The sequence below is a fragment of the Lentibacter sp. genome, from assembly GCF_965657785.1.
GTDB lineage: Bacteria > Pseudomonadota > Alphaproteobacteria > Rhodobacterales > Rhodobacteraceae > Lentibacter.
The window spans coordinates 49,521-72,182 of sequence record NZ_CBFHPP010000005.1; the positions used below are offsets into that span (position 1 = coordinate 49,521).

Here is a 22,662-nt window from a genome sequence, read left to right on the forward strand (position 1 = left end):
GCCCACCCCATGCTCCAAAGGGTCATGCAAAACCTGCCCATCCATGACGCGCTCCCCGCGCTCCTCGCCGCCTTTGAGAGCGGCACGCGCGCGGTGCTTCAAGCCCCGCCAGGGGCAGGCAAAACTACAGTTGTGCCCCTCGCCCTGCTGTCCTCGGGCCTCGTCACAGGCCGCATCCTCATGCTTGAGCCGCGCCGCCTCGCCGCACGCTCTGCCGCCGAATATATGGCCTCCACACTTGCGGAAGAGGTCGGCGCTACTGTCGGCTACCGCATCCGCGGCGACAGCAAGACAGGCCGCGAAACCCGTATCGAAGTCGTCACAGAGGGTATTCTCACGCGGATGTTGCAGTCTGATCCAGAGCTGTCAGGCGTCGGCATGGTGATCTTTGACGAGTTTCACGAGCGCTCGCTCAATGCCGATCTCGGCCTCGCACTCTGTCTCGAAGTCTCCGAGGCTCTGCGCGACGATCTCAAGCTTCTGGTGATGTCCGCCACGCTTGACGCCGCACCCGTCGCCGCGCTCATGGGCGGCGCGCCAGTGGTCACATCAGAGGGCCGCAGCTTTCCCGTTGAAACCCGTTGGCTTGACAGGCCCCTGCCCAAAGAGACCCGCATTGCAGACGCCATGGCAGAGCAAATCCTCAGCGTCCTGCCCGAGACAGAGGGCGGCCTCCTCGCCTTTCTCCCTGGTGAAGGCGAAATCCGCCGCGCCGCCGCCACCCTGGAAAAGCGCGTCCCCGAGGGCGTCGCTGTTCATATGCTCTTCGGCGCACTCCCCTTCAAAGACCAGCAAGCCGCCATCCGCCCCGCAAAATCTGGCCGCAAAATCGTGCTGGCCACAGCGATCGCAGAAACCTCCCTCACGATTGAGGATGTCCGCGTGGTGCTCGACGCAGGCCTCGCGCGCCGCGCGCGCTATGATGCAGGCTCTGGCCTCTCCCGCCTCGTCACAGAAAAAGTCAGCCGCGCCGAAGCCACCCAGCGCCAAGGCCGCGCAGGCCGTGTTGCGTCAGGCACCTGCTATCGCCTCTGGACCCGTGGCGAGGAAGGCGCGCTGCCCGCCTTTGCGCCCGCCGAAATCGAAGTGGCCGATCTTGCCCCTTTCGCCCTTGAACTCGCGCTTTGGGGCAGCGCCGATCTGCCCCTGCTCACAGCCCCGCCTGATGGCACCCTCGCCGAAGCGCAAAGCCTGCTTTTGGCCCTTGGCGCGCTCGACCCTGAAAAGCGCATCACAGCCCATGGTCGCAGGCTCGCGGCCCTGCCCGTGCATCCGCGCCTCGGCCATATGCTGGCGCTCGCAGGCAAAGCCGCCGCGCCCGTCGCAGCCCTTCTGAGCGAGCGCGATATTCTCAAAGGCGCCCCCGCCGATCTGGCTTTGCGCCTCAAAGCGTTGGAAAACCCCCGTGCCGTGCCGCAGCAGGTTAATCACGCCGCGCTTGCCCAAATCCGCAGCGAGGCCAAGCGCCTCGCCCGCACCGCGCCCGCTGTGGCCAACGCCTTCTCACCCGCCCAAATGGCCGCGCTCGCCTATCCTGATCGGATCGCGCTGCGCCGCGCAGGCGATGCCCCCCGCTTCCTCACATCCGGCGGCAAAGGCACCTATCTCGCCGATGACGATCCCCTCGCCGCCGCCCGCCTGCTTGTCGTGACAGACACAGACGGCCACCCGCGCGAAGCCCGCATCCGCGCCGCGCTCCAGATATCAGAAGCCGAGCTGCGGGAGATCTTCGCTCCCGAGATCACATGGCAAAACTCTTGCCACTGGTCGCGCCGCGAGCGCCGCGTGCTGGCGCAACAGGAAGAGCGCTTTGGCCAAATCGCCCTGCAATCGCGAATGTGGAAAGACGCCCCGCAAGAAGACATCGCCCGCGCCATGTGCGACGGTATCCGCGAGCTCGGTCTCAGGCCCTCCGCCGCCGCCGAGCGCCTGCGCGCCCGCGTTGCCCTTCTGGCGCAAGCTGGCCACGAAATGCCCGATATGTCCAATGAGGCCCTGCTCGATACGCTGCAAGACTGGCTCGCTCCCTATCTCGCTGGCGTGAAAACAGATGCACAATGGAAGGCCTTTGACATCCATGCGCCCCTTGAGGCGCAGCTGACCTACGCGCAAACCCAGCTCTTGGCCCAACACGCCCCCGCCCATTTCACCACGCCTCTGGGCCGTCAAATCCCGATTGATTACGCAGGTGAGGCCCCCGAAATATCGCTGCGCCTTCAAGAAATGTTTGGCCAGCGCATACATCCCAAAGTGGCGGGCAAGCCTTTGCGCGTCACACTTCTGTCGCCCGCCCTACGCCCTGTGCAAACCACAATGGATATCCCCGCCTTCTGGGACACTTCCTATGCTGACGTGCGCAAGGATATGCGCGGCCGCTACCCGCGCCACCCATGGCCCGAGGACCCGCGCGAAGCCGACCCGACCCTGCGCACAAAACGCCGCTCCTGAGCGCGCCTTTGCAAGTGCCTGAAAAATTGTTATATACGTGTTAACCAAAAATAAAATCGCGGCAGTTAGTCAGTCCCTTATGAACAAACCTTTCCAAAAAGCATGGAGTGAGCTTCTCGGCCCGTTTCTGCGCCGCCCCAAGCGGCTGCAAGTTGCCGCCCTGTGCTACAAACAGGCCAAAGACAGCGGCCCAAAAGAGGTCCTGCTCGTCACATCCCGTGACTCTGGCCGCTGGATCATTCCCAAAGGCTGGCCGATTGACGGCAAAAACGCCCCCGAGGCCGCGCTGCAAGAAGCATGGGAAGAGGCGGGCGTGCGCAAAGGCACGGTCACAGGCGAGGCCCTCGGCCTCTACAATTACGACAAGGAACTCAAAGGCGGCCTGCCCATCGCAGTGGAAACACTCGTCTTCCCTGTCAAAGTGCGCGAAATGCGCGATGACTACCCCGAAGCTTTGGAACGCAGCCGCAAATGGGTCAGCCCCGAAGACGCCGCCAATATGGTGCGCGAGCCGCAATTGCAGGAAATGCTTCGCGATTTGTAACAGTTTTGTATCAAATTTGTGACAAATTGATTGAATTGCGCCCCAAGTTTCTCTAACCGAGCAGCCAAGCCAAGGGGGGCAAAATGACAGATTTCAACAAGCACGACGCCGATCACCTCGAAACACTCGACCGCGATCTACACCGTCTTTCCTATCTGGAAAACGCCACCCAATATGTCGCCCGCCCGATGATGGGGCCAGGGATAGCCCTTGCCTTCATGGTCCTCGCAGGCCTCTCCGCCGCGATCTTCTTCGGCTTTGAGCCGCAAAACTACGTGGTCATCCTCGCCGCCGTCTTCGGTGCCTATATGGCGCTCAATATCGGCGCAAACGACGTCGCCAACAATATGGGCCCCGCCGTCGGCGCCAACGCGCTCACCCTCGGCGGTGCCATTGCCATCGCCGTTGTGTTTGAAAGCGCAGGCGCGCTTCTCGCGGGCGGCGACGTGGTCTCAACCATTTCCAAAGGCATCATTGCCCCCTCCACAATGGCCTCCGCTGATGTCTTCATCTGGGCGATGATGGCCGCGCTGATCTCGGCCGCGCTCTGGGTCAACCTCGCCACATGGGTCGGCGCGCCCGTCTCGACAACCCACTCTGTCGTCGGTGGTGTCATGGGCGCAGGCATAGCCGCCGCAGGCCTTTCCGCCGTCAACTGGCCCACAATGAGCGCCATTGCCGCGAGCTGGGTGATCTCTCCTGTTCTGGGCGGTGCCATTGCCGCCGCCTTCCTTGCCCTGATCAAGTCCCGCGTGATCTATCAGGACGACAAAATCGCCGCCGCCAAAAAATGGGTCCCGATCCTCGTCGGAATCATGGCCGGCGCTTTCGCGTCCTATCTTGCCCTCAAGGGCCTCAAACGCATCATGAAAATCGACCTGCCGACCGCTCTCGCCATAGGCCTTGCCCTTGGTGGTCTGGCGTGGATCGTGACAATCCCGCTGATCCGCCGTCAAGCCGAAGGGCTGGAAAACCGCAACAAATCGCTCAAGGTGCTGTTTGGCATTCCTCTGGTGATTTCCGCCGCCCTGCTCAGCTTCGCCCATGGTGCCAATGATGTCGCCAATGCGGTCGGCCCCCTCGCGGCGATCGTGCACGCCGCCGAATACGGCAGCTTCGCTGACAAAGTCGCAATCCCGATGTGGGTCATGATCATCGGCGCCTTCGGGATCAGCTTCGGCCTCTTCCTCTTCGGCCCCAAACTGATCCGCATGGTCGGAAGCCAGATCACCAAGCTCAACCCGATGCGCGCCTATTGCGTCTCGCTCTCCGCGGCCATCACAGTGATCATCGCAAGCTGGCTCGGCCTGCCCGTCTCCTCGACACATATCGCCGTGGGCGCGGTCTTCGGCGTTGGCTTCTACCGAGAATGGGACGCCGCCAAACGGATGCGCGCCAGCTCCGCAGCCGCACCCGAAGGGCTTCGCATTGCCCCCGAAGAGCGCCGCCGCCGCAAGCTCGTGCGCCGCAGCCACTTCATGACAATCATCGCAGCATGGGTCATAACAGTCCCGGCCGCCGCCGTGATGTCGGGGCTGATCTTCTACATCCTCAACGCCGTGGTAAACTGAACCGGCCCGGCCCTTAAGGTCCTGACCCTAGGCCCATTCACGCCAGCTCTTTCTTTTTGCCCCAAATATCCCAACGCGCCCGCGCAACACGCGCGCCCTGTCGGGTATCGCCCGCGCGACACAAATCTCTTAGGGGGCGAAAGGCTGACCCTCAGTCCCACCACGGGCCATGGTGCTGGCCGCCTTGGTCAAGCCTCTCAAAGCCGTGACGGCCAAAAAAGTCGCGCTGCGCCTGAATGATATTGGCGGTGCCACTGGCAATCCGCAAACTGTCAAAAAAGCTGACAGCATTGTTCAAGGCCGGCGCAGGATGCCCCGCACCAAGCGCCGCAGCCGCAACAGCGCGCAAGCCGGGCAGCGCCCCCTGAAGCCTGTCCGCAATCACCTCCGCTTCCAGAAGCTGCCCGCCGCGTCCGCTCGCCTCAAACGCCTCGGCAATATCGTCCAGCAAAGCCGACCGGATGATACAGCCCGCCCGCCAGATCTGCGCAATCCGCGCAAAATCAAGCGGCCAGTCATAGTCCTGTGCCGCCTGCCGCAAAATGCGAAAGCCCTGCGCATAGGCCAGAATACGCCCCGCCATCAACGCCTGCTCGATCTGCGCAAGGCCCACAGCAACAGCCCCGCGCGCCCCGCCATATTGCGCAGCAAGCCGCTCGCGCAACGCCTTCTCAGAAGACCAGCTCCGCGCCCCGATCGCGGCCTCGATCAGACTCGCGCTCTGCCCCATGTGCAGCGCCTCAATCACGGTCCAACGCCCTGTGCCCTTCTGCCCCGCCGCGTCGCGGATATGGTCAACAAACGGCGCCCCCGCCGCCTCATATTTCAAAAGCGCACCCGTGATTTCCACCAGATAAGAGCGCAAAGGCCCCTTATTCCAAGCCTCGAACTGCGCACCAATGTCAGAGGCGCTCATCCCCATACCAAAGCGCATCAGCCCATAAGCTTCCGCAATCATCTGCATATCGGCATATTCAATTCCGTTGTGCACGGTCTTTACAAAATGCCCCGCCCCGTCAGGGCCAAGATGCGCCACACAGGGGTCGCCCTCATAACGCGCCGCAATCGCGCGCAGCATCGGCTCAAGCTGGGTCCAGGACTGCGCCGTGCCCCCCACCATCATAGACGGCCCATGCCGCGCGCCCGTCTCGCCGCCCGAAACGCCCATCCCGACAAAATGCAAACCTTGCGTCGCCAGCGCCGCCGCGCGCCGCCGCGTGTCATGAAAATTCGCGTTGCCCCCGTCAATGATCGTGTCCCCCGCCTCCAGCAGCGGCGTGACGGCTCTGATCATGTCATCCATCGGCACGCCCGACGGGATCATAAACAAAATCACCCGTGGCGTTTTCAGCCCCGCAACAAAATCAGACATCTCGGAATGCGGATGCAGCCGCGCTGCCAAAGGTCCCGCTTCGGCCACAAAATCAGCGATCCAGCCCACTTCACGGTTGCTCACCGCAACGTCAAAGCCCTGCTCGGCAAGGTTCAGCGCCAAAGCGCTCCCCATCACACCAAGCCCATATACACCGATATCCCCGCGCGACATTCACACTCTCCTGTTTGCGCGAGTATCCTATTGCACAAAACCCCAAGCGCAAGCACCCAGACCCAAAGTGCCTAATGCTTCCTCTTTCCAGAAATATCCCGGGGGGTCTGGGGGGCTGGCCCCCCAGCTTAACTGTGGTCTGGCGGGCTGGCCCCCCAGCTTGGCTGCGGTCTGGCGGGCCAGTCCCCAGCCTCACTGCCGCCTAGGGCGCAGCCCCAGCCCGGCCCGCACTCATTTCCCCAAGCACCAGCGCACAATCGCCTTCTGCGCATGAAGACGGTTCTCCGCCTCATCAAAGATCACAGAGTTTGGCCCGTCCATCACAGCACTGGTCGCCTCGTCCTCGCGATGCGCCGGCAAGCAATGCATAAACAAGGCATCAGGCTTGGCATGACGCATCAGCTCCTCGTTCACTTGATAGGGCCGCAGCATATTGTGTCGCCGCTCTTTGGTGCTCTGCCCGTCATGCATACTCACCCAAGTGTCGGTCACAACAAGGTCCGCGCCCTCTACAGCGGTCTTTGCGTCCCGCTCAAGGCTCACACTCACGCCCGCCTTGCGCGCAAGGCCGATAAACTCGTCCTCAGGATCAAGCTGGCTTGGCCCTGCAAAAACCATATCAAAGCCAAATTGCGCCGCCGCGTGCAGAAAAGACGCGCAGACATTGTTGCCATCCCCGCACCAGACCACTTTCTTGCCCTTGATAGAGCCACGATGCTCCTCATAGGTCAGAACATCCGCCATAATCTGGCAAGGATGCGTGCGGTCGGTCAGCCCGTTGATCACAGGCACAGTTGCGTGCTCCGCCATTTCCAACAGCACGCTTTCATCAAACGTGCGGATCATGATCAGGTCGACATAACGGCTCATAACCTTTGCGGTGTCCGCAATCGTTTCGCCATGGCCAAGCTGCATCTCGCTGCCAGTCAAAAGCATGGTCTGCCCGCCCATCTGGCGCACCCCCACATCAAAGCTCACCCGCGTGCGCGTGGACGGCTTTTCAAAAATCAGCGCAACCATCTGGCCGTCCAGTGGGCGCTCGTCATCGAGCGCGCCCTTGGGCCGCCCTGCGCGTGCAGTTTTCATAGCCGCCGCCTGGTCAATAATCCCGCGCAAATCGTCTTTGCTCGTCTTATGAATATCAAGAAAATGGGTCATGCTTTCAGTCCTTCACTCACCGCGCTCGCGGCTTTATCAAGACGCGCCACCGCCTCGGAAATATCACTCTCGGCAATGTTCAGCGCCGGCAAAAGCCGCACCACATTGTCCGCCGCAGGCACAGTCAGCACACCCGCCTCATACCCCGCCGTCACAATTTCAACAGGGGTAACCTTACACTTCAAGCCAAGCATCAGCCCCGCGCCGCGCACCTCTTCAAACACATCAGGATGCGCCGCCACCAAGCCTTCAAGCTTCTGGCGCAGCCCCCCCGCGCGGGCGTTGACCTCGGCCAGAAACGCAGGCTCCGAAACAATCTCCATCACCTTGAGGCCAACAGCGCAAGCCAGCGGGTTGCCGCCGTAAGTGCTGCCATGCGTTCCCGCAACCATGCCGCTCGCGGCCTCTTCGCGCGCCAAAACAGCCCCGAGCGGAAAGCCTCCGCCAATGCCCTTCGCAACCATCATGATATCAGGCTCGATCCCTGACCACTCATGGGCAAAAAGCTTGCCCGTGCGGCCCACACCACATTGCACCTCATCCAGAATGAGCAGCGCGCCCACCTCGTCACACAAGTCGCGCAGCCCCTTGAGGCACTGGTCAGGCAGCGGACGAATACCGCCCTCCCCCTGCACAGGTTCGATCAGGATCGCAGCGGTCGTCTCGCTCACAGCCGCGCGCAAAGCCTCGTGGTCACCCCAAGGCAGATGCGTGAACCCGCCCAGCACAGGCCCGAAGCCCTTGGTCATCTTCTCACTGCCCGCCGCCGCAATCCCTGCGGCCGAACGGCCATGAAACGAGCCTTCAAAGGTGATGATCTCGACCCGTTCGGGCTGGCCCTTCTCATACCAGTATTTGCGCGCCATTTTGACGGCCAGCTCACAGGCCTCTGTGCCCGAGTTCGTAAAAAAGACAGTGTCGGCAAATGTCGCCTCGACAAGCTTCTCCGCCAAAGCCTGCTGCTGCGGGATTTGATAGAGATTGGACAGGTGCCAGAGTTTCCCCGCCTGCTCCGTCAGCGCCCCGACCAACGCGGGGTTGGCATGGCCCAAAGCGTTTACAGCAATCCCTGCCCCAAGGTCCAAAAAGCGTCGCCCGTCCGCTTCCGTCAGCCAGCTGCCCTCGCCTGAGACAAAGCTCAAAGGCGCGCGGTTATAGGTCGGCAGAAGTGAAGGGATCACAGCAGGAGTCATGGTCTTGTCCTTATAAGAAGCCCGATAAGTGCCGAAGCAGGCGGGCATAGTCAACATGGGGGAAGAAAAGAGCGCCTTATGGCCGCGCCCATAGCCGTGCAATCGCCGAGCTTAGGCTCGTCGACGTCGCGCGCAAAAAGAGATCACTGCGGTGCACATAGAGGCCCTTTAGCAGCGCCCCTGCCGCAAGGGAAGCAAAAACAGCTTGCCCCTGCGCGCGGCTCCTCTATCGCTTGCCCCATGAAAGCTCTCGCCCTCCCCAACGCACGCCTCGCCGTCGCGCTCATGCTCATAGCAACCTTCTTTATCGCCAGCTCCACGCTGATGGCCAAGCTCGCCTCCGACCCAGGCTTCGGAACACCGCTGCACCCCCTCCAGATCAGCCATGGCCGCTTTCTCTTCGCCTTTGTTCTGATCACCACAGTGGTGACAGCCACCCGCCAGAAGATTTCGCACCCAAACCTGCGCCTTCACGCCGCCCGCTCCCTACTCGGCTGGAGCGGCGTAACACTGATGTTTGCCGCCGTGGCTTTTGTGCCGATGGCCGATGCCACAGCGATCAGCTTCCTCAACCCCGTGTTTGCGATGGTCTTTGCCATTCCGCTTCTGGGCGAGCGGGTCGGCCCCGTCCGCTGGAGCGCCGCCGCCATTGCCTTTCTGGGGGCGCTGATCCTCCTGCGCCCCTCGCCCGCCAGCTTTGAGGCCGGTGCCCTCTTGGCGCTCGGCGCAGCACTCTTCATGGGCCTTGAGGTGATCCTGATCAAGCGTCTCTCGGGCCGCGAACCGCCGCTGCAAATCCTCTTTGTCAACAATACCATAGGCCTGACCATCGCCAGCCTCGCCGTGCTCCCCGTCTGGCAGATGCCCAGCCCCGCCCAATGGCTCATCCTCGCGGGCGTCGGCTCCGCTATGGCCATGGCCCAGTTCTTCTTTGTAAGCGCCATGGCCCGCGCCGAAGCAAGCTATGTCGCCCCCTTCGCCTTCACCACGCTGATCTTCGCAGCCGCCTATGATGCGGCTCTCTTCGGGGCCTGGCCCGATGCCGTCACAACGCTTGGCGCGCTCACCATTCTCTCAGGCGCAGGCCTGCTGGCGTGGCGCGAAAGCCATCTCAAGGCCGCCACATCACCCCCCAAGTGATTCTGCACCTTGTATCTGCGCCCGTGATGCTTAGAATAGGGCGCTGACCCAAGTTCTGGCCCGCCCCGTGCGCGCGCCCCCCAACCTCAAGGAAACCGGATGTCCTGGACAGACGAACGCGTAGAAGTATTGAAAAAAATGTGGGGCGAAGGCCAGTCGGCCAGCCAGATCGCCAAAGAGCTTGGTGGCGTCACCCGCAACGCCGTGATCGGCAAGGTGCACCGCCTCGGCCTGTCCAACCGCACCACGACAGCGGCAGCCAAGCCCGATGCCAAAGCAGCAGCGCCCACCGCTGCGCCCAAAAAGCCCTCAAAGCCCAAGGCCGCCCCGCCCAAGCCCGCCGCGAAACCCGCCGAGCCAGCCCCCGCGGCTGAGCCTGTTGCCGACGCCGAAGTCGAGGTCGAAGCCAAACCGATCCCCAAAAGCCCTGCCCGCCGCGCCATCATTCCCGCAGGCCAGCCGCTCCCGCCACAACCCTCCCACAACGAGATCAGCGCCGAAGCCCTCGCCAAAGTCAGCGCCATCGAGAAAAAAGCCAAAAAGCTGACCCTGATGGAGCTGACCGAACGCACCTGCAAATGGCCCGTGGGCGATCCTGCAACAGATGATTTCTGGTTCTGTGGCCTCTCCACCCAGGCAGGTAAGCCCTATTGCGAGGCCCACGTCGGCGTCGCCTTCCAGCCCATGTCGTCCCGCCGCGACCGCAAGCGCTGATCTGCTCTTCCTCTTTCTAAAAATATCCTGGGAGAGCGCGAGAGGGCAAAGCCCTCTCGCCCCACCGCGATTTGGCAAAGCCAAAGCGCAATCCCTCGCAAGGAGCGCCTCATGAGCCTCGGATTTCTCGGCACAGGCACAATCGCAACCGCCGTGGTGCACGCCCTCGCCCCTCTCGGCCACCAGATCACAGTCTCCGAGCGCTCCGCGAGCAACGCCGCAGCCCTCAGCGCTGCCTATGACAACGTCACCATCGCCGCCAATGCCGATGTCACCGCCACAGCCGATGTGCTCTTCCTCGGCCTGATGCCCGATACGGCCCGTGAACTGCTCCCCAAGCTACCCTTTCGCGCGGGCCAGCGGGTGATCTCCTTTATTGCCGATCTGCCCTTGAGCGAAGTGCAGGCGCTGATCGGCCCCGCCCAAGCCGAGAGCCTTGTGCTCCCCTTCCCGGCCATAGCCCACACTCGCTCGCCGCTGATCGCCTACCCTGAGTCTGATCTCGTCGCCGAGATTTTCGCCGCTCATGATGTCTTCGCCATGGCCTCCGAGGCCGAGTTCAAAGCCATGCTCTCGGCCCAAGCCGTGCTCTCCCCCGTGGTGCAAATGCTGCTCACTGCCGCCGATTGGGCAGCCACACAGGGCGCCGAGGCGACCAAAGCGCAAGATTTCCTGCGCAGTCTGATCGCCGCCAACCTCACGGCCAGCCCGCTCGCGCCCCTGCTCGCCTCGCTGAGCACAGAAGGCGGCTACAACGCCCGCTTGCGCGCCCATATGGACAGCGCCAACAGCTTCACCGCCCTCAAAAGCGGCCTCGACGCGCTCTAAGCGGCATCCGCTTAAAAACTGTCGCCACCATCAGCTGCAGATCATAGCAAAGCCCCTGCTCGCGCGCATAGATCAAATCAAGCCGCGCCTTCACAGGCACACAGCGGCGCATATAGACAGCCTCGGTCTCCTCAGCACTCTCACAGCCTGACAACAAGACCTCCTCGCGGCGATGAAACGCCAGCGTCGCCAGCCCCGTCACCCCGGGGCGCGTCTTCAAGACCTCGCCATAAAGCTCGGGATAGAGTTCGACATAGCGCCTCAGCGGCGGGCGCGGCCCGACAAAGCTGATATCCCCGCGCAAAATGTTGAGCAATTGTGGCAACTCATCCAGCCGCCTGCGCCTCAGAAAACGGCCCACAGCCGTGATCCGCACGGCCTTATCCCCGCCAGACACGCCCGCATCCCCCTGCGCCGCGCGCATGGTGCGAAACTTCCAGAGCATAAAGGGCCGCTCCACAGCGCGCATCCGCTCGGCGATATAAAAGATATCGCCCCCGTCCGACAGCTTGATCAGCACAGCAATCACAAGAAAAAGCGGCCAAAGCACCAGCAGCAGCAAAACCGCCAGCCCGATGTCCATCGCCCGCTTGCCCCGCCTCATGACCAGCCCCCATAGTCCCGCCAGGCCGCAACCATATCCGCCGCCCGCGCCTCGGGCAGCGATATAATCTGTCCCAAAGCGGTGAGATCAAGCTCAACCCGCGCCACAGCGCCCGCGCGCGGCACAGCCCAGGCGATCTCCCGCTCCGCCGCCATGGCAATCTCGGCCATATCCAAAGCTTTCGGCTGCGCGACATTCAAGACAGCGGGCAAAGCCTCAAGCGGTAGCGCGATCAAAGCCTCAAACACCTGCGCCAGCTCGGGCAGGGCAATATAACTGCGCAGAGGCCCACCGCCTGTGTCAAACCTGTCGATCTGCAAGGGCGCATCCCCTGCCAAAGCCCGAAACAAGCTGTCACAGCCCGCCACATTCGCAAGCCGCACGACACAATTGCCCACAGGCCCGCCGAGCCGCGAAATTCGCGCTTCCATATCGGCCTTGGCCTGCCCGTAAGCGCCCAAAGGCCGCAACGGGTCCGCCTCTGCAAAGCCCGCCGCCCCCGCGCCGTAAACCGCCGCGCTGGAGAGATGCAACACCCGCGCCGCCCCCGTCGCCCGCGCAATCATCACAGCCGCCTCCGCAAGCGCCGTGTTCTGCGCAAGCTGGGCCTCATCGCCCGATGTAACCCCCCAAAGTGCAATCACAGCACTGGCCTCAGGCAAAGGCGCGTCCAAATCGCCTCGCCCGACCCAATGAGGCCGAAAGCCCGCTGGCGGCGCCGCGCGCCACACCCGCGCCAAAGCACGGCCCAGCTTGCCAGTCTTTCCAAGGATCAGAACCGTTTTCAAAAAGTAACCTTCCAATAGCATTGGGGCTTTCTAGCACCCGATATCCTGTGTAAACAAATATAAGTGCCCAAAAAATGTCTTGGGGGAGGATTTCGTGCGCGTGTTTATGCGGTTTTATTTTGTGTTGTTTTTGTCTCTGTCCCTAACGGCCTGCTCGCTGCCCCGTGGCGCGGCGCTCATGCAAGAAGTCGTGCGAGAAACCAAAGCCGACAGCCCCAGCTTTCAAGTGATCGAGGTGACACGCACAGAGCTTGCCACCGTCGCACAATGGCCCCGCGCGGCCAAGCAAACCAAAACATATTGGCCCAAAGCCTCCAAAGGCCCCAATTCCAGCACAATCCGCGCCGGCGACACCGTCGACCTGATCATCTGGGACAGCAACGACAACTCCCTGATCACAAGCCCGGGCCAGAAGTCGACAGAAATGCGCGGCCTGACTGTCTCGCCTTCAGGGGCGATTTTCGTGCCCTATCTCGACGACGTCGTTATCAGCGGCATGACAGCCAATGATGCCCGTCGCAATATCCAGACCCGCCTCACAGATATTTCCCCCTCCGCTCAGGTCCAGCTGATGCTGAGGCAAGGCCTGCAAAACTCGGTTGATCTGGTCTCTGGCGTTACCTCCCCCGGCACCTACCCCTTGCCCAGCCGGAACTACAACATCCTCAGCCTGCTGTCCCAAGGCGGCGGCATAGACAAAACCCTGCGCAACCCGCAGGTGCGCCTCGTGCGCGGCTCAAAGACATATAGCATTCGCGCCGAGGCCCTGCTCTCGGATCACGCGCGCAACATCACCCTCCAAGGCGGTGACACAGTCATCGTGCGCGAAGACGACCGCTATTTTACAGCCCTCGGGGCGACAGGCTCCGAGCGGATCGTCTATTTTGACAAAGAAGAGATCACCGCCATGGAGGCGCTCTCCATGCTCGGCGGCCTCTCGGATGGGCGCGCCAATCTCAAGGCCGTGCTCGTGTTGCGCGAATATTCCACCAAGCAGGTCGGCACAGGGCGCAACAGCCCCGACCTGCCCTATGTGGTCTTCGCCTTTGATCTGACAAATGCCGACGGCCTCTTTGCCGCCCGGAACTTTGACATCGAGCCAGACGATACTGTCCTCGCGACAGAATCCGCCGTCAATGCCGCCCGCGCCCTCTTCGGGCTGATCGGCTCGGCCTTCGGGCTGGCGAATGCCGCCTCAGGCAATTGAGCAAATGATATCCCGCCAAGCCCTCGGCCATAGCGGGATATCTTGTCCTTAAAGGCCGCCTCAGGCCCGTCTTTAGGCCCGATTGGCGGCCATCTGGCACAGCATCTCGAACATAATCGACACCGCCAGAAAAGCCGTTCCGCCACTCGTATCAAACGGTGGCGACACTTCCACCATATCGGCCCCGACAATATTGACCCCGCTCAAGCCCCGCACCACTTGCAGCGCCTGATAGGAGTTCGGCCCGCCCACTTCGGGCGTGCCTGTGCCGGGCGCAAAGGTCGGGTCGACAAAGTCGATATCATAGCTCAAATAGGTCGCGCCTGTGCCCGCAATCTCGCGCGCCTCGGCCATAACATCCTCCACACCGCGCGCATGGAATTCCTCAATCGGAACAATCCTGATGCCCTCGGCGCGGGCAAAATCACGGTCCTCACTGTCATATTGCGTCCCGCGAATCCCGATCTGGATCACCCGCTTGGGGTCAAGCAGGCCCTCTTCACAGGCGCGGCGGAACGGCGTGCCATGGGTATACATCATCCCGTCAAAATACGAGTGATAGAGGTCGGTGTGGCTGTCAAAATGGATCATCCCGACAGGCGCTTTTTCGGCCACCGCGCGCAAAATCGGCAGCGAGGAGAGATGATCGCCCCCCGCCGTCAGCGGCAAGATGCCCGCCGCCACCACGTCTTTATAAAAGGCCGTGATCCGCTGCATCGAGTCCTGAATATCCGCAGGGTTCGGCCCGACATCGCCAAGATCGGCACAGTTCAAGGCCTCAAACGGGCGCACCCCGCTCACAGAATGCTCCGCTCGGATCATGGTTGATGCATCGCGCAACTGGCGCGGCCCGTGGCGCGGACCGGGGCGGTTGGTTGTGCCGCTGTCCCAAGGCACACCAATAATGCCCACATCCACATCCGCCCAGCGCGCATCGCCACGTGGCAGATGTGGCAGCCGCATAAAGGTCGGAATTCCCGCAAACCGTGGCAGATCCATCCCCGACACGGGCTGAAAAAATCTATCGCTCATCTTCGCTCCTTAAGTCTCTTGCGCGCGCTCACTGGCCCGTCGCCCTGCTCTTCTATCCGTCTGATCGCCGCCGCGATCGGCTCATATACCACAGCCATATGATGCGCATTGGCGTGCAAAAGCGTCTCGCTGTCCACAACCCAAGCGATATGACCTTTCCAAAACATAAGGTCCCCCCGCCGCAGCGGCGCATCCGCAGGCAAAGCCTCGCCAAGCGCCGCCTCCTGCAAGTCACTGTCCCCGTCACAGACAATCCCGCAGGCGGCGCACCCCGCCTGAACAAGCCCCGAGCAGTCAATCCCGAAGGCCGAATTCCCGCCCCAAAGGTAAGGCGTGCCAAGCAGGCGCTCGGCCACGCTTACAGGGTCGTTCTCTGGCTCCAGCCCGCGCAAATGCACCAGCGGCACAAAGCCTTCAGGCACTTTCGCAAAGCCCTCCTGCTCGCGCAAAACCCGCAGACGGCTGCCCATGCTCAGGCTGGCGCGCTCGGCGCTCTTCATGTCGGCCTGCGTGTAAATATGCGTCGCCCGCGCGCTGACAACATGGGTCGCCTCCCGCAGCGCGCCAAGGCTCGCCTCAGGCACATATCCGACATAGCCATCCAGCGCACTTTCAACATAGGCCCAGCCGTCACGCTCCTCCAACAGGCTCACAGCCTGCCCCGCCAGAAGCTGGCGGTCACGCCTGCCATCAGGGGCGCGCAACAGATCCACCACAGGCAGCATTATCTGTCTGGCCTCGCCTTCCACAAACTTCGCAGCCTCGACGTGCCCCTTCAGGCGCGCGGCGGCGACCCGTCCGTTGTTTGGCGTTGTGCGGCGGTCGCTCATAGTTTCAGCATCACAGGCAGCGCCTCAAGCAAAGCGCGCGCCGCCATGCCCACGCCGCCCTTGGGCCGCGCTGGCTTGGCCGCTGGGTTCCAGCCATAAACATCAAAATGCGCATAGTTTGTTGCCCCCGCAAAGCGCCGCAGGAACAGCGCCGCCGTGATCGTCCCCGCAAAGCCCCCGCTCGGCGCATTGTCCAGATCGGCAATCCCGGGTTCGATCACCTCCTCATAAGGCTCCCAGAACGGCAACCGCCAAACAGGGTCTTGCGCGCGGGCGGCACCTGCCTCCAAAGCGCTCACAAACGCAGCATCGTCGGAGAAATACGGCGCCAGATCAGGCCCGACAGCCACCCGCGCCGCCCCCGTCAAAGTCGCCATCGAAATCATCAAGTCAGGCGCATCTTCCGCCCCGAAGCTGAGCGCATCCGCCAGCACAAGCCGCCCCTCGGCGTCTGTATTGTTGATCTCAACCGTCAGCCCCTGACGGCTCGTCAGAATATCCCCGGGGCGGAAGGCATTGCCACTCACCGCGTTTTCCACCGCAGGGATAAGCACCCTGAGCTGAAGCTTCAGCCCCAGCGCCATGATCATCTCGGCCAGCCCCAGAACAGTCGCCGCGCCGCCCATATCCTTTTTCATCAAGGCCATGGAGGCCCCGGGCTTCAGGTTCAGCCCGCCCGTGTCAAAGCAAACGCCCTTGCCCACAAGCGTCAGCTTCGGCCCGCTGTCGCCCCAGCGCATCTCGATCAATCGGGGTGGCTCATCGCTCGCACGGCCCACCGTGTGAATGAGCGGGAAGTTTTCCTCCAGCAAAGCTTTGCCGCGTATGACATGAAACTGCGCCCCATGCGCCTCGGCCAAACGCGCGCCCGCCGCCTCAAGCGCCACAGGCCCCATGTCGTTTGCAGGGGTGTTGATCAGATCACGCGTCAGCGCTTCGCCCTTGGCAATCGCCTCAATGCGGGCCGCGTCCACGCCTTCGGGGGCCACAAGCCGCGCCGCAGGTGCCTTTGCCTGCGCATAACGGTCAAACACATACTGCCCCAAAAGCCAGCCCAGCGCCTCCGCTTCAAGGGCTTCGCCCGTAAGGTCGCTCACAAGTCGATAGGTGCCCGCAGGCAGCTTGGCCGCCGCCGCCGCCAGCCCGAACCGCGCCCGCTTGCGCGCTGCCTCCGTGCCATAGCCCGCAAGCGCACACAGCATACGCCCGTCTGGCCGTGGCACGCTCAAGGCCTCGCCCAGCCCCGCGCCAAACCCCGCATGGGTGATCCATGTCTTCGCAGCCTCGCTCTGGCGCGGCAGCCAGTCCTCAAACCCGTCAGGGGACAAGAGATAAAGCGGGGTCGCGTCCGCATCGGCGGGGGCAAATGTCAGGCTCACAGGCAGGCATCCTTTGGCTGGTTTCAAGCCTCAGCCTAAAGCAACTTGTGAACCAGAGGGAACCACATTCTTTCAGCTCATATCGAAAGATCCTGCAACTGCCAGATCTCGGTCAACGAGCCTTCGCCCGTGCGCATCAGCCGCTGCAAGACAGCCGCCAGCGCCACGCTGTCCTGCGCCTCGACACAGCCAACCAGGTCTTCCGCCACAACCGCAAGCCGGATCATCCCGATCTGCTTGGCAATCGCACCCATAGAGCGCACAACCTTGCGCATCTCGCCAATCTGCCCGCTGCGATACAGCCTGTCCGCTTGCGCCAGCTTAACCGCCAGCTCTTCCATCGCGCGGCACACAACGTCTTCCGCTGCCGCATCGCCCAATGCCTCATAAAGCTGTTCCAGCGTGTCGGCATCCAGCTCAACAGGCTCGCTCATCGCCAGCATTCTTACCTCAGTCATCATCTCACCCTTTGGTTCTTGCCCCACGGCAAGGGTCACTATGACAGCCAATCCCTCGAAATTGGTTTATGCCCAAGCGCCTTTTCTCTCGAATTCTTTGACAATGCAGACTATTCAGAGAGGCAAGACAGCCAAACGCAACGGACCAGATCACCATGCACACGACAAAACCCCTGCCCCAATATCTCGTTCAGCGTTTCCAAGGCTGGAAAGCCACCACCTATACAGAAAACGAAAGCTGGTATCGCCGCCTCGCCGACGACGGCCAGCATCCCCGCGCCATGCTGATCACCTGTTGCGACAGCCGTGTGCACGCCACCTCGATCTTTGGTGCCGAGCAGGGCGAGTTCTTCCTGCACCGCAACATCGCCAATCTTGTGCCGCCCTATAAGCCCGATGGCGCCCAACACGGCACCTCCGCCGCGATCGAATACGCCGTGACCGTGCTCAAAGTCGCCCACATCATCATCATGGGCCACTCAAACTGCGGCGGCGTCGCAGGCTGCCTTGATATGTGCGCAGGCCGCGCGCCAGAGCTCGACAAAAAAGAGAGCTTCGTTGGCCGCTGGATGGACATCCTGCGCCCGGGCTATGAGCGCATCAAAAATCTCCCCGAAGACGATCAAACCACCGCGCTCGAAAAAGAGGCCGTGCTCGTCTCGCTGCAAAATCTCAAGACCTTCCCCTTCGTCGCCGACGACGTGGAAAGTGGCAAAATCTCGATTCACGGCCTCTGGCACAATATCGGCGAAGGCCTAATCGAGGAATTTCTTTTCAAAGAAGGCAAATTCTGCAAAATCTAACCCCCGCCACGGCTCAAGACCAGACGCCCCACAGGCCCGAACCCGAGGAACACCATGACCGAAATCCTGAGCTTGGCAGCCGATAATCTGCTGTCCCCGATTGTTCTCTGCTTTGCCCTTGGCCTCGCGGCCTCGCTCGCGAAATCCGATCTCTCCGTCCCCGAGGCCGCCGCCAAAGCGCTCTCGATCTACCTCTTGTTCGCCATCGGCTTCAAAGGCGGCGTCAGCGTCTCGGCCCATGGCGTCGACATGACCCTCGGCATGAGCCTTGTCGCAGGTGTTATTCTCTCGGCGCTGCTGCCGCTCCTCGCCTTCGCGCTCCTGCGCGCCATGTCAGGGCTTGATAGGCTCAACGCCGCCGCCGTCGCAGGCCACTACGGCTCGATCTCGATCGTCACATTCGTCGCCGCCACCTCGGTTCTGGAAAGCTCGGGCATTGCCTCCGAGGGCTATATGGTCGCCGTCGCCGCCGCCATGGAGGCCCCCGCCATTCTCTCCGCCCTCTGGCTCATCTCGCGCGGCGAAGCAGGCCGCATGGACGCCAGCCTCTGGCGCGAAATCATGCTCAACGGCTCAATCGTCCTCTTGGTTGGTGCCTTCTTCATCGGCATGATCACAGGCGAAGACGGCCTCGCCGAAATCTCAAGCTTCGTGGTCGCGCCCTTCAAAGGCGTGCTCTGCCTCTTCCTGCTCGACATGGGCCTCGTCGCGGGCCGCGGCCTCGCCAAAGGCGGCAAGCTTCTGGGGTGGGGCAGCATCGCCTTCGGCGTGCTGATGCCACCCATCGGTGCGGCCCTCGGCCTCGTTGCTGCGCTCCTGCTCGGCCTCAGCTTGGGCGGCACAGTCCTCTTGATGACGCTCTCGGCCTCCGCGAGCTATATCGCCGTGCCCGCCGCCATGCGCGTGGCCCTGCCCGAAGCCAACCCCTCGATCTACCTCACGCTCTCTCTCGGCGTCACCTTCCCGTTCAATCTCGTGCTCGGCATCCCGCTCTACCTCGCGGCCGCCAGCTTTGTCTTCGGAGCCTGATCCATGCAAACCCACAAAGCCAAACGTGTCGAAATCACCATCGAAAAAATCATGCAGTCGCGCCTCTCTGACGCGCTGGTCAAAGCCGATGTCCACGGCTTCACAATCCTGCCGGTCTATGGCGGCTCCGGCCGCTCGGGCCTCTGGGATCGCACAGGTCAGGTCGGCCGCGCCGAAGGCATGGTGCAATTCATCTGTATCGTGCGCGAAGAGCGCCTCGACGCCCTCCTGACAGCCGCCTTCAAAGTGGTCGAAAAACACATCGGCGTGGTCAATATAACCGATTGCGAAGTCCTGCGCGCCGAGCGCTTCTGAGCCCCACCCCAGCGCCAAACCTGATCATCCCCCCACCCCTTTCTTTTTGCCCCAAATATCCCGGGGGGCGCGGGGGGCTGGCCCCCCGCTCTATACGGCGGTGCAGGGCGCGCACCCCGCCGTGACCAAATGTGCCACAGCCACATTCACTCCCGCTATTGCAAGACCTTCCCCTCGGGCCACTCCAGCCCAACCTCAAGCGTCACAGCCTGCTTGGCCCCCGCCAGAAGCTCCAGATCCCAAACAAGCACACCCTGCCGCGCCTCATAATCGGTCTCGCGCGGGCGCGGGCGCGCTTGCCACGCAATCACCAGTTCCTCCTGCTCTGAGTAAGGCACACGGTCAAACAGCGTCACAGGCCAGTCCTGCCCCGTCAGGTTCTCCACTTCAATCACGACCTCCTCGCTCAACGCGCTCGAACGGCTGATCATCCCGCGGTCGCCTGCGTTGCGCGTCACACTCCGTGTCAGGCGCAAGCCGTCAATCGCCCCGAAAGCAATATCCGCCTCTGCCCCCGCAGGGATCACCGCGCTCAAACGGCTCTGCCCCATGAAGCGCCCGTCAAGATAGAGGTTCATAAACGGCGTCGGCAAAATAAGCGCGCCGGTGTCATTGCGAATATGCGCCATAAGAAACCCCGTGGCGTCATACAGCGGTGCCGCCCAAGCCCGCACCTCGGCCTCAGTCTCCTCCTTGCCCAGCGTGATGCGCAAACTGTCAGCGCGGTTGGCCACGCTCACAGCCTCGGGGTAGTCATAGCTCACAGCCAGCCCGTCATATGCCGCCAAAGCCACAGCCTCATCCGCCACACGCATCGGCGCTTCTGCAACGGCCCCAAGACGCGACAGACTATCCATTTCCAGGTGCTTGCTCTGGCGCGGCATCGCTTGGGGCGGGTCGATCACCCCGCGCTGCCAGCCAAAAACCTCGCTCGGCTCGATCTGCCCGCTCGGCCGCACCGTCGAAAGCGTCAGGCGCACATCCGCCCAGTCTTCCCCCGTGTTCTGGCGGATCATCGCACCCCGCTCGATCACAAGCCGCCCTGCCCCCTGATCCAAGCGCATATCATACGTCGGAACCCAGCCCGCGTCATAATGCGTATACGAAAGCGTCACCACGCCCTCCGTCGCCGCCGCCGAGCTGGCCATAAGGCTCAGCTGCACGCCCCCCGCCACCTCTTCGGTCTGAAGCGCCGCCAGCGCCTGCAAGGCCTTCGCCAGCGCAGCGCGGGTCTCACTCAAAGCGCGCTCCGCCGCCTCGGCGCGCAGCTCCGCCTCAAAGCCGCTCTGCCGCGCCGCCAAAATCTCCTCGCCAATCATCACAGCCAGATCGCGCAGCGCAGCGACATCCAGACCAGCCGCCGGCGCGCCCGCGCCCAGCCCGCGTAAAAAGGCAACCCGCGCCTGCGCCGCCTCGCTCTCTAGACCAATCCTTGAGACCTCGGCCTCGCCCCTGCGCAAAACGCCCTCAAGCCGCTCGACCTCGGCCTTGGCCGCCTGGATCTCTTGGTCCACAACCGCGTCTCGCGGCGGCACATAGTCGCTGCGCCCCGTCACGGCTCCAAGCCGCGCCCCCGTCAGCTCAACCCCCACCTGGCTCAAATCAGTCGAGCGCGGCAAACCGGTCAAAACAAGCTCATGCTGCCCCGCTGGCATCTGATAGGGCACCTCCCGCACAATGCTCGCCCCCTGCGGATAAAGCCTGACCGCCGTCACTTCACTGCTCAGCGCAATAATATCCGCACCACAAACCGACGGAAAAAGCCAAAGAACCAGAGCAAAACTGCGCATGGGGAACCTCCTAAATACACCCCCAGAAGACGCCAACACAGACCAAGGCGCAAGCCCACCCTCGCCACCATAGGCAAGACACCGCCTCCCCCACCACCACGCACGCCACCACGCGCGCCCCGCCCCTTCCTCTTTCTCAAAATATCCCGGGGGCGTGGGGGCAGAGCCCCCACAGCATCCCCCTCAAAAGCAAAAAGGGCCAGCCCCTCGGCCAGCCCTCCAGAATACAGCGCCAAAAAGCTTTAGCCCTTCTTCAAGACCTCACGGCCCAACAGCTCGGCAATCTGAACCGCGTTCAAAGCCGCACCCTTGCGCAAGTTGTCAGACACACACCAAAGGTTCAGACCGTTCTCGATCGTGCTGTCTTGGCGAATGCGGCTGATAAAGGTCGCAAAGTCGCCGACACATTCCACAGGGCTGACATAGCCACCGTCTTCGCGCTTATCGATCACCATCACACCGGGCGATTCCCGCAAAATATCGCGTGCCTCGTCTTCGTCGAGGAAGTCCTCAAACTCGATGTTGATCGCTTCGGAGTGCCCGACAAAAACAGGCACGCGCACACAGGTCGCCGTCACTTTGATCGAGGTGTCGATGATCTTCTTAGTCTCTGCGACCATCTTCCACTCTTCTTTGGTGGAGCCGTCGTCCATAAACACATCAATATGCGGAATGACGTTAAAAGCGATCTGCTTGGTGAATTTTTTCGGCGGCTTATTGTCCGTCGGATTGTAGATGCTCTTGGTCTGGTCCCAAAGCTCGTCAATGCCCTCTTTGCCCGCGCCCGACACAGACTGATAGGTGCTCACCACAACCCGCTTGATACGCGCACGGTCGTGCAAAGGCTTCAGCGCCACAACCATCTGCGCGGTCGAGCAGTTCGGGTTGGCGATGATGTTTTTCTTGGCATAGTCATGGATCGCCTCGGGGTTCACCTCAGGCACAATCAAGGGCACCTCGCTGTCATAGCGATAAAGCGATGAGTTATCGATCACAACACAGCCCGCCTTGGCCGCCAGCGGCGCATATGTCTTCGTCGCCTCCGAGCCAACAGCAAACAGCGCCATGTCCCAGCCCGCAAAATCAAACGTGTCCAGATCCGTCGTCTTGAGGGTCTTGTCGCCAAAGCTCACTTCCGTTCCGATAGAACGGCGGCTCGCCAGAACAGCGACTTTATCCACGGGAAACTGGCGCTCCGCGAGGATGTTCAGCATTTCACGACCCACATTGCCAGTGGCGCCGACGACAACAACGTTATAGCCCATCAAAAAGACTCCTTATGTCT

General features: G+C 62.2%; 21 protein-coding genes. 10 read left to right on the plus strand and 11 right to left on the minus strand.

Going from position 1 to position 22,662, the window contains the following annotated elements; genetic code table 11:
- Positions 1 to 24 precede the first annotated feature (24 nt).
- From hrpB to ACTF58_RS04640, 3 genes are all read left to right on the plus strand, one after another.
- Entirely contained in the window at positions 25 to 2,448 is a 2,424-nt protein-coding gene (hrpB, locus tag ACTF58_RS04630; RefSeq protein WP_438990799.1) for an ATP-dependent helicase HrpB, read from the plus strand.
- 79 nt (positions 2,449 to 2,527) lie between these two features.
- Positions 2,528 to 2,992, plus strand: a complete 465-nt coding sequence (locus ACTF58_RS04635) for an NUDIX hydrolase (RefSeq protein ID WP_438990800.1) — start codon at positions 2,528 to 2,530, stop codon at positions 2,990 to 2,992.
- Positions 2,993 to 3,075: 83 nt separating this feature from the next.
- Positions 3,076 to 4,563, plus strand: a complete 1,488-nt coding sequence (locus ACTF58_RS04640) for an inorganic phosphate transporter (protein WP_438990801.1) — start codon at positions 3,076 to 3,078, stop codon at positions 4,561 to 4,563.
- 151 nt (positions 4,564 to 4,714) lie between these two features.
- On the opposite strand, the gene gndA is transcribed toward ACTF58_RS04640, so the two are convergent.
- From gndA to ACTF58_RS04655, 3 genes are all read right to left on the minus strand, one after another.
- Positions 4,715 to 6,109: an NADP-dependent phosphogluconate dehydrogenase gene (gene gndA / locus ACTF58_RS04645; RefSeq protein WP_438990802.1), complete on the minus strand. Its 1,395-nt coding sequence runs from the start codon at positions 6,107 to 6,109 to the stop codon at positions 4,715 to 4,717.
- A 231-nt stretch (positions 6,110 to 6,340) separates the two neighbouring features.
- Positions 6,341 to 7,267: an ornithine carbamoyltransferase gene (gene argF, locus ACTF58_RS04650; RefSeq protein ID WP_438990803.1), complete on the minus strand. Its 927-nt coding sequence runs from the start codon at positions 7,265 to 7,267 to the stop codon at positions 6,341 to 6,343.
- A complete protein-coding gene (locus ACTF58_RS04655; RefSeq protein WP_438990912.1) occupies positions 7,264 to 8,448 on the minus strand; it encodes an aspartate aminotransferase family protein in 1,185 nt (394 codons plus the stop codon). The genes argF and ACTF58_RS04655 overlap by 4 nt, the downstream gene beginning before the upstream one ends.
- A gap of 252 nt (positions 8,449 to 8,700) precedes the next feature.
- Between ACTF58_RS04655 and ACTF58_RS04660 the strand changes: the two genes are divergently transcribed.
- From ACTF58_RS04660 to ACTF58_RS04670, 3 genes are all read left to right on the plus strand, one after another.
- On the plus strand, positions 8,701 to 9,600 hold the full coding sequence (locus tag ACTF58_RS04660; protein WP_438990804.1) for a DMT family transporter: 900 nt from the start codon (positions 8,701 to 8,703) through the stop codon (positions 9,598 to 9,600).
- A gap of 99 nt (positions 9,601 to 9,699) precedes the next feature.
- Positions 9,700 to 10,314: a GcrA family cell cycle regulator gene (locus tag ACTF58_RS04665; protein ID WP_438990805.1), complete on the plus strand. Its 615-nt coding sequence runs from the start codon at positions 9,700 to 9,702 to the stop codon at positions 10,312 to 10,314.
- 111 nt (positions 10,315 to 10,425) lie between these two features.
- Entirely contained in the window at positions 10,426 to 11,142 is a 717-nt protein-coding gene (locus ACTF58_RS04670) for an NAD(P)-binding domain-containing protein (protein ID WP_438990806.1), read from the plus strand.
- Here ACTF58_RS04670 and ACTF58_RS04675 read toward each other — a convergent pair.
- Both ACTF58_RS04675 and ACTF58_RS04680 read right to left on the minus strand, forming a co-directional pair.
- Positions 11,117 to 11,746 carry a sugar transferase gene (locus ACTF58_RS04675; protein ID WP_438990807.1) on the minus strand — a complete coding sequence of 210 codons (630 nt, stop codon included), beginning with the start codon at positions 11,744 to 11,746 and terminating at the stop codon, positions 11,117 to 11,119. The two genes, ACTF58_RS04670 and ACTF58_RS04675, sit on opposite strands and share 26 nt — an antisense overlap.
- Entirely contained in the window at positions 11,743 to 12,555 is an 813-nt protein-coding gene (locus ACTF58_RS04680; RefSeq protein ID WP_438990808.1) for an NAD-dependent epimerase/dehydratase family protein, read from the minus strand. The genes ACTF58_RS04675 and ACTF58_RS04680 overlap by 4 nt, the downstream gene beginning before the upstream one ends.
- A 73-nt stretch (positions 12,556 to 12,628) precedes the next feature.
- Between ACTF58_RS04680 and ACTF58_RS04685 the strand changes: the two genes are divergently transcribed.
- A complete protein-coding gene (locus ACTF58_RS04685) occupies positions 12,629 to 13,741 on the plus strand; it encodes a polysaccharide biosynthesis/export family protein (protein WP_438990809.1) in 1,113 nt (370 codons plus the stop codon).
- A 72-nt stretch (positions 13,742 to 13,813) separates the two neighbouring features.
- Here the strand turns inward: ACTF58_RS04685 and speB are convergent, their stop codons facing one another.
- The 4 genes from speB to ACTF58_RS04705 form a co-directional block, all read right to left on the minus strand.
- A complete protein-coding gene (gene speB, locus ACTF58_RS04690; protein ID WP_438990810.1) occupies positions 13,814 to 14,773 on the minus strand; it encodes an agmatinase in 960 nt (319 codons plus the stop codon).
- On the minus strand, positions 14,770 to 15,603 hold the full coding sequence (locus tag ACTF58_RS04695; protein WP_438990811.1) for a C40 family peptidase: 834 nt from the start codon (positions 15,601 to 15,603) through the stop codon (positions 14,770 to 14,772). The genes speB and ACTF58_RS04695 overlap by 4 nt, the downstream gene beginning before the upstream one ends.
- Positions 15,600 to 16,982, minus strand: coding sequence for a leucyl aminopeptidase family protein (locus tag ACTF58_RS04700; protein WP_438990812.1), 1,383 nt, complete (start codon positions 16,980 to 16,982; stop codon positions 15,600 to 15,602). Before ACTF58_RS04700 ends, ACTF58_RS04695 begins: the two co-directional genes overlap by 4 nt.
- Positions 16,983 to 17,059: 77 nt before the next feature.
- Entirely contained in the window at positions 17,060 to 17,440 is a 381-nt protein-coding gene (locus ACTF58_RS04705; RefSeq protein ID WP_438990813.1) for a hypothetical protein, read from the minus strand.
- Positions 17,441 to 17,595: 155 nt separating this feature from the next.
- On the opposite strand from ACTF58_RS04705, the gene ACTF58_RS04710 reads away from it, so the two are divergent.
- From ACTF58_RS04710 to ACTF58_RS04720, 3 genes are read left to right on the plus strand one after another with little or no spacing between them, the layout of a single operon-like run.
- Positions 17,596 to 18,243 (plus strand): carbonic anhydrase, encoded by a 648-nt coding sequence (locus ACTF58_RS04710; protein ID WP_438990814.1) that lies wholly within the window; start codon positions 17,596 to 17,598, stop codon positions 18,241 to 18,243.
- Positions 18,244 to 18,297: 54 nt separating this feature from the next.
- On the plus strand, positions 18,298 to 19,272 hold the full coding sequence (locus ACTF58_RS04715) for a sodium-dependent bicarbonate transport family permease (protein WP_438990815.1): 975 nt from the start codon (positions 18,298 to 18,300) through the stop codon (positions 19,270 to 19,272).
- Positions 19,273 to 19,275: 3 nt separating this feature from the next.
- On the plus strand, positions 19,276 to 19,587 hold the full coding sequence (locus ACTF58_RS04720) for a P-II family nitrogen regulator (RefSeq protein ID WP_089892458.1): 312 nt from the start codon (positions 19,276 to 19,278) through the stop codon (positions 19,585 to 19,587).
- A 155-nt stretch (positions 19,588 to 19,742) separates the two neighbouring features.
- Here ACTF58_RS04720 and ACTF58_RS04725 read toward each other — a convergent pair whose 3' ends face one another.
- The gene (locus ACTF58_RS04725; RefSeq protein ID WP_438990816.1) at positions 19,743 to 21,377 is read right to left on the minus strand and encodes a DUF4139 domain-containing protein; all 1,635 of its coding nucleotides are present in this window, start codon (positions 21,375 to 21,377) and stop codon (positions 19,743 to 19,745) included.
- A 242-nt stretch (positions 21,378 to 21,619) separates the two neighbouring features.
- The gene (locus ACTF58_RS04730; protein WP_438990817.1) at positions 21,620 to 22,642 is read right to left on the minus strand and encodes an aspartate-semialdehyde dehydrogenase; all 1,023 of its coding nucleotides are present in this window, start codon (positions 22,640 to 22,642) and stop codon (positions 21,620 to 21,622) included.
- Positions 22,643 to 22,662: the final 20 nt, after the last annotated feature.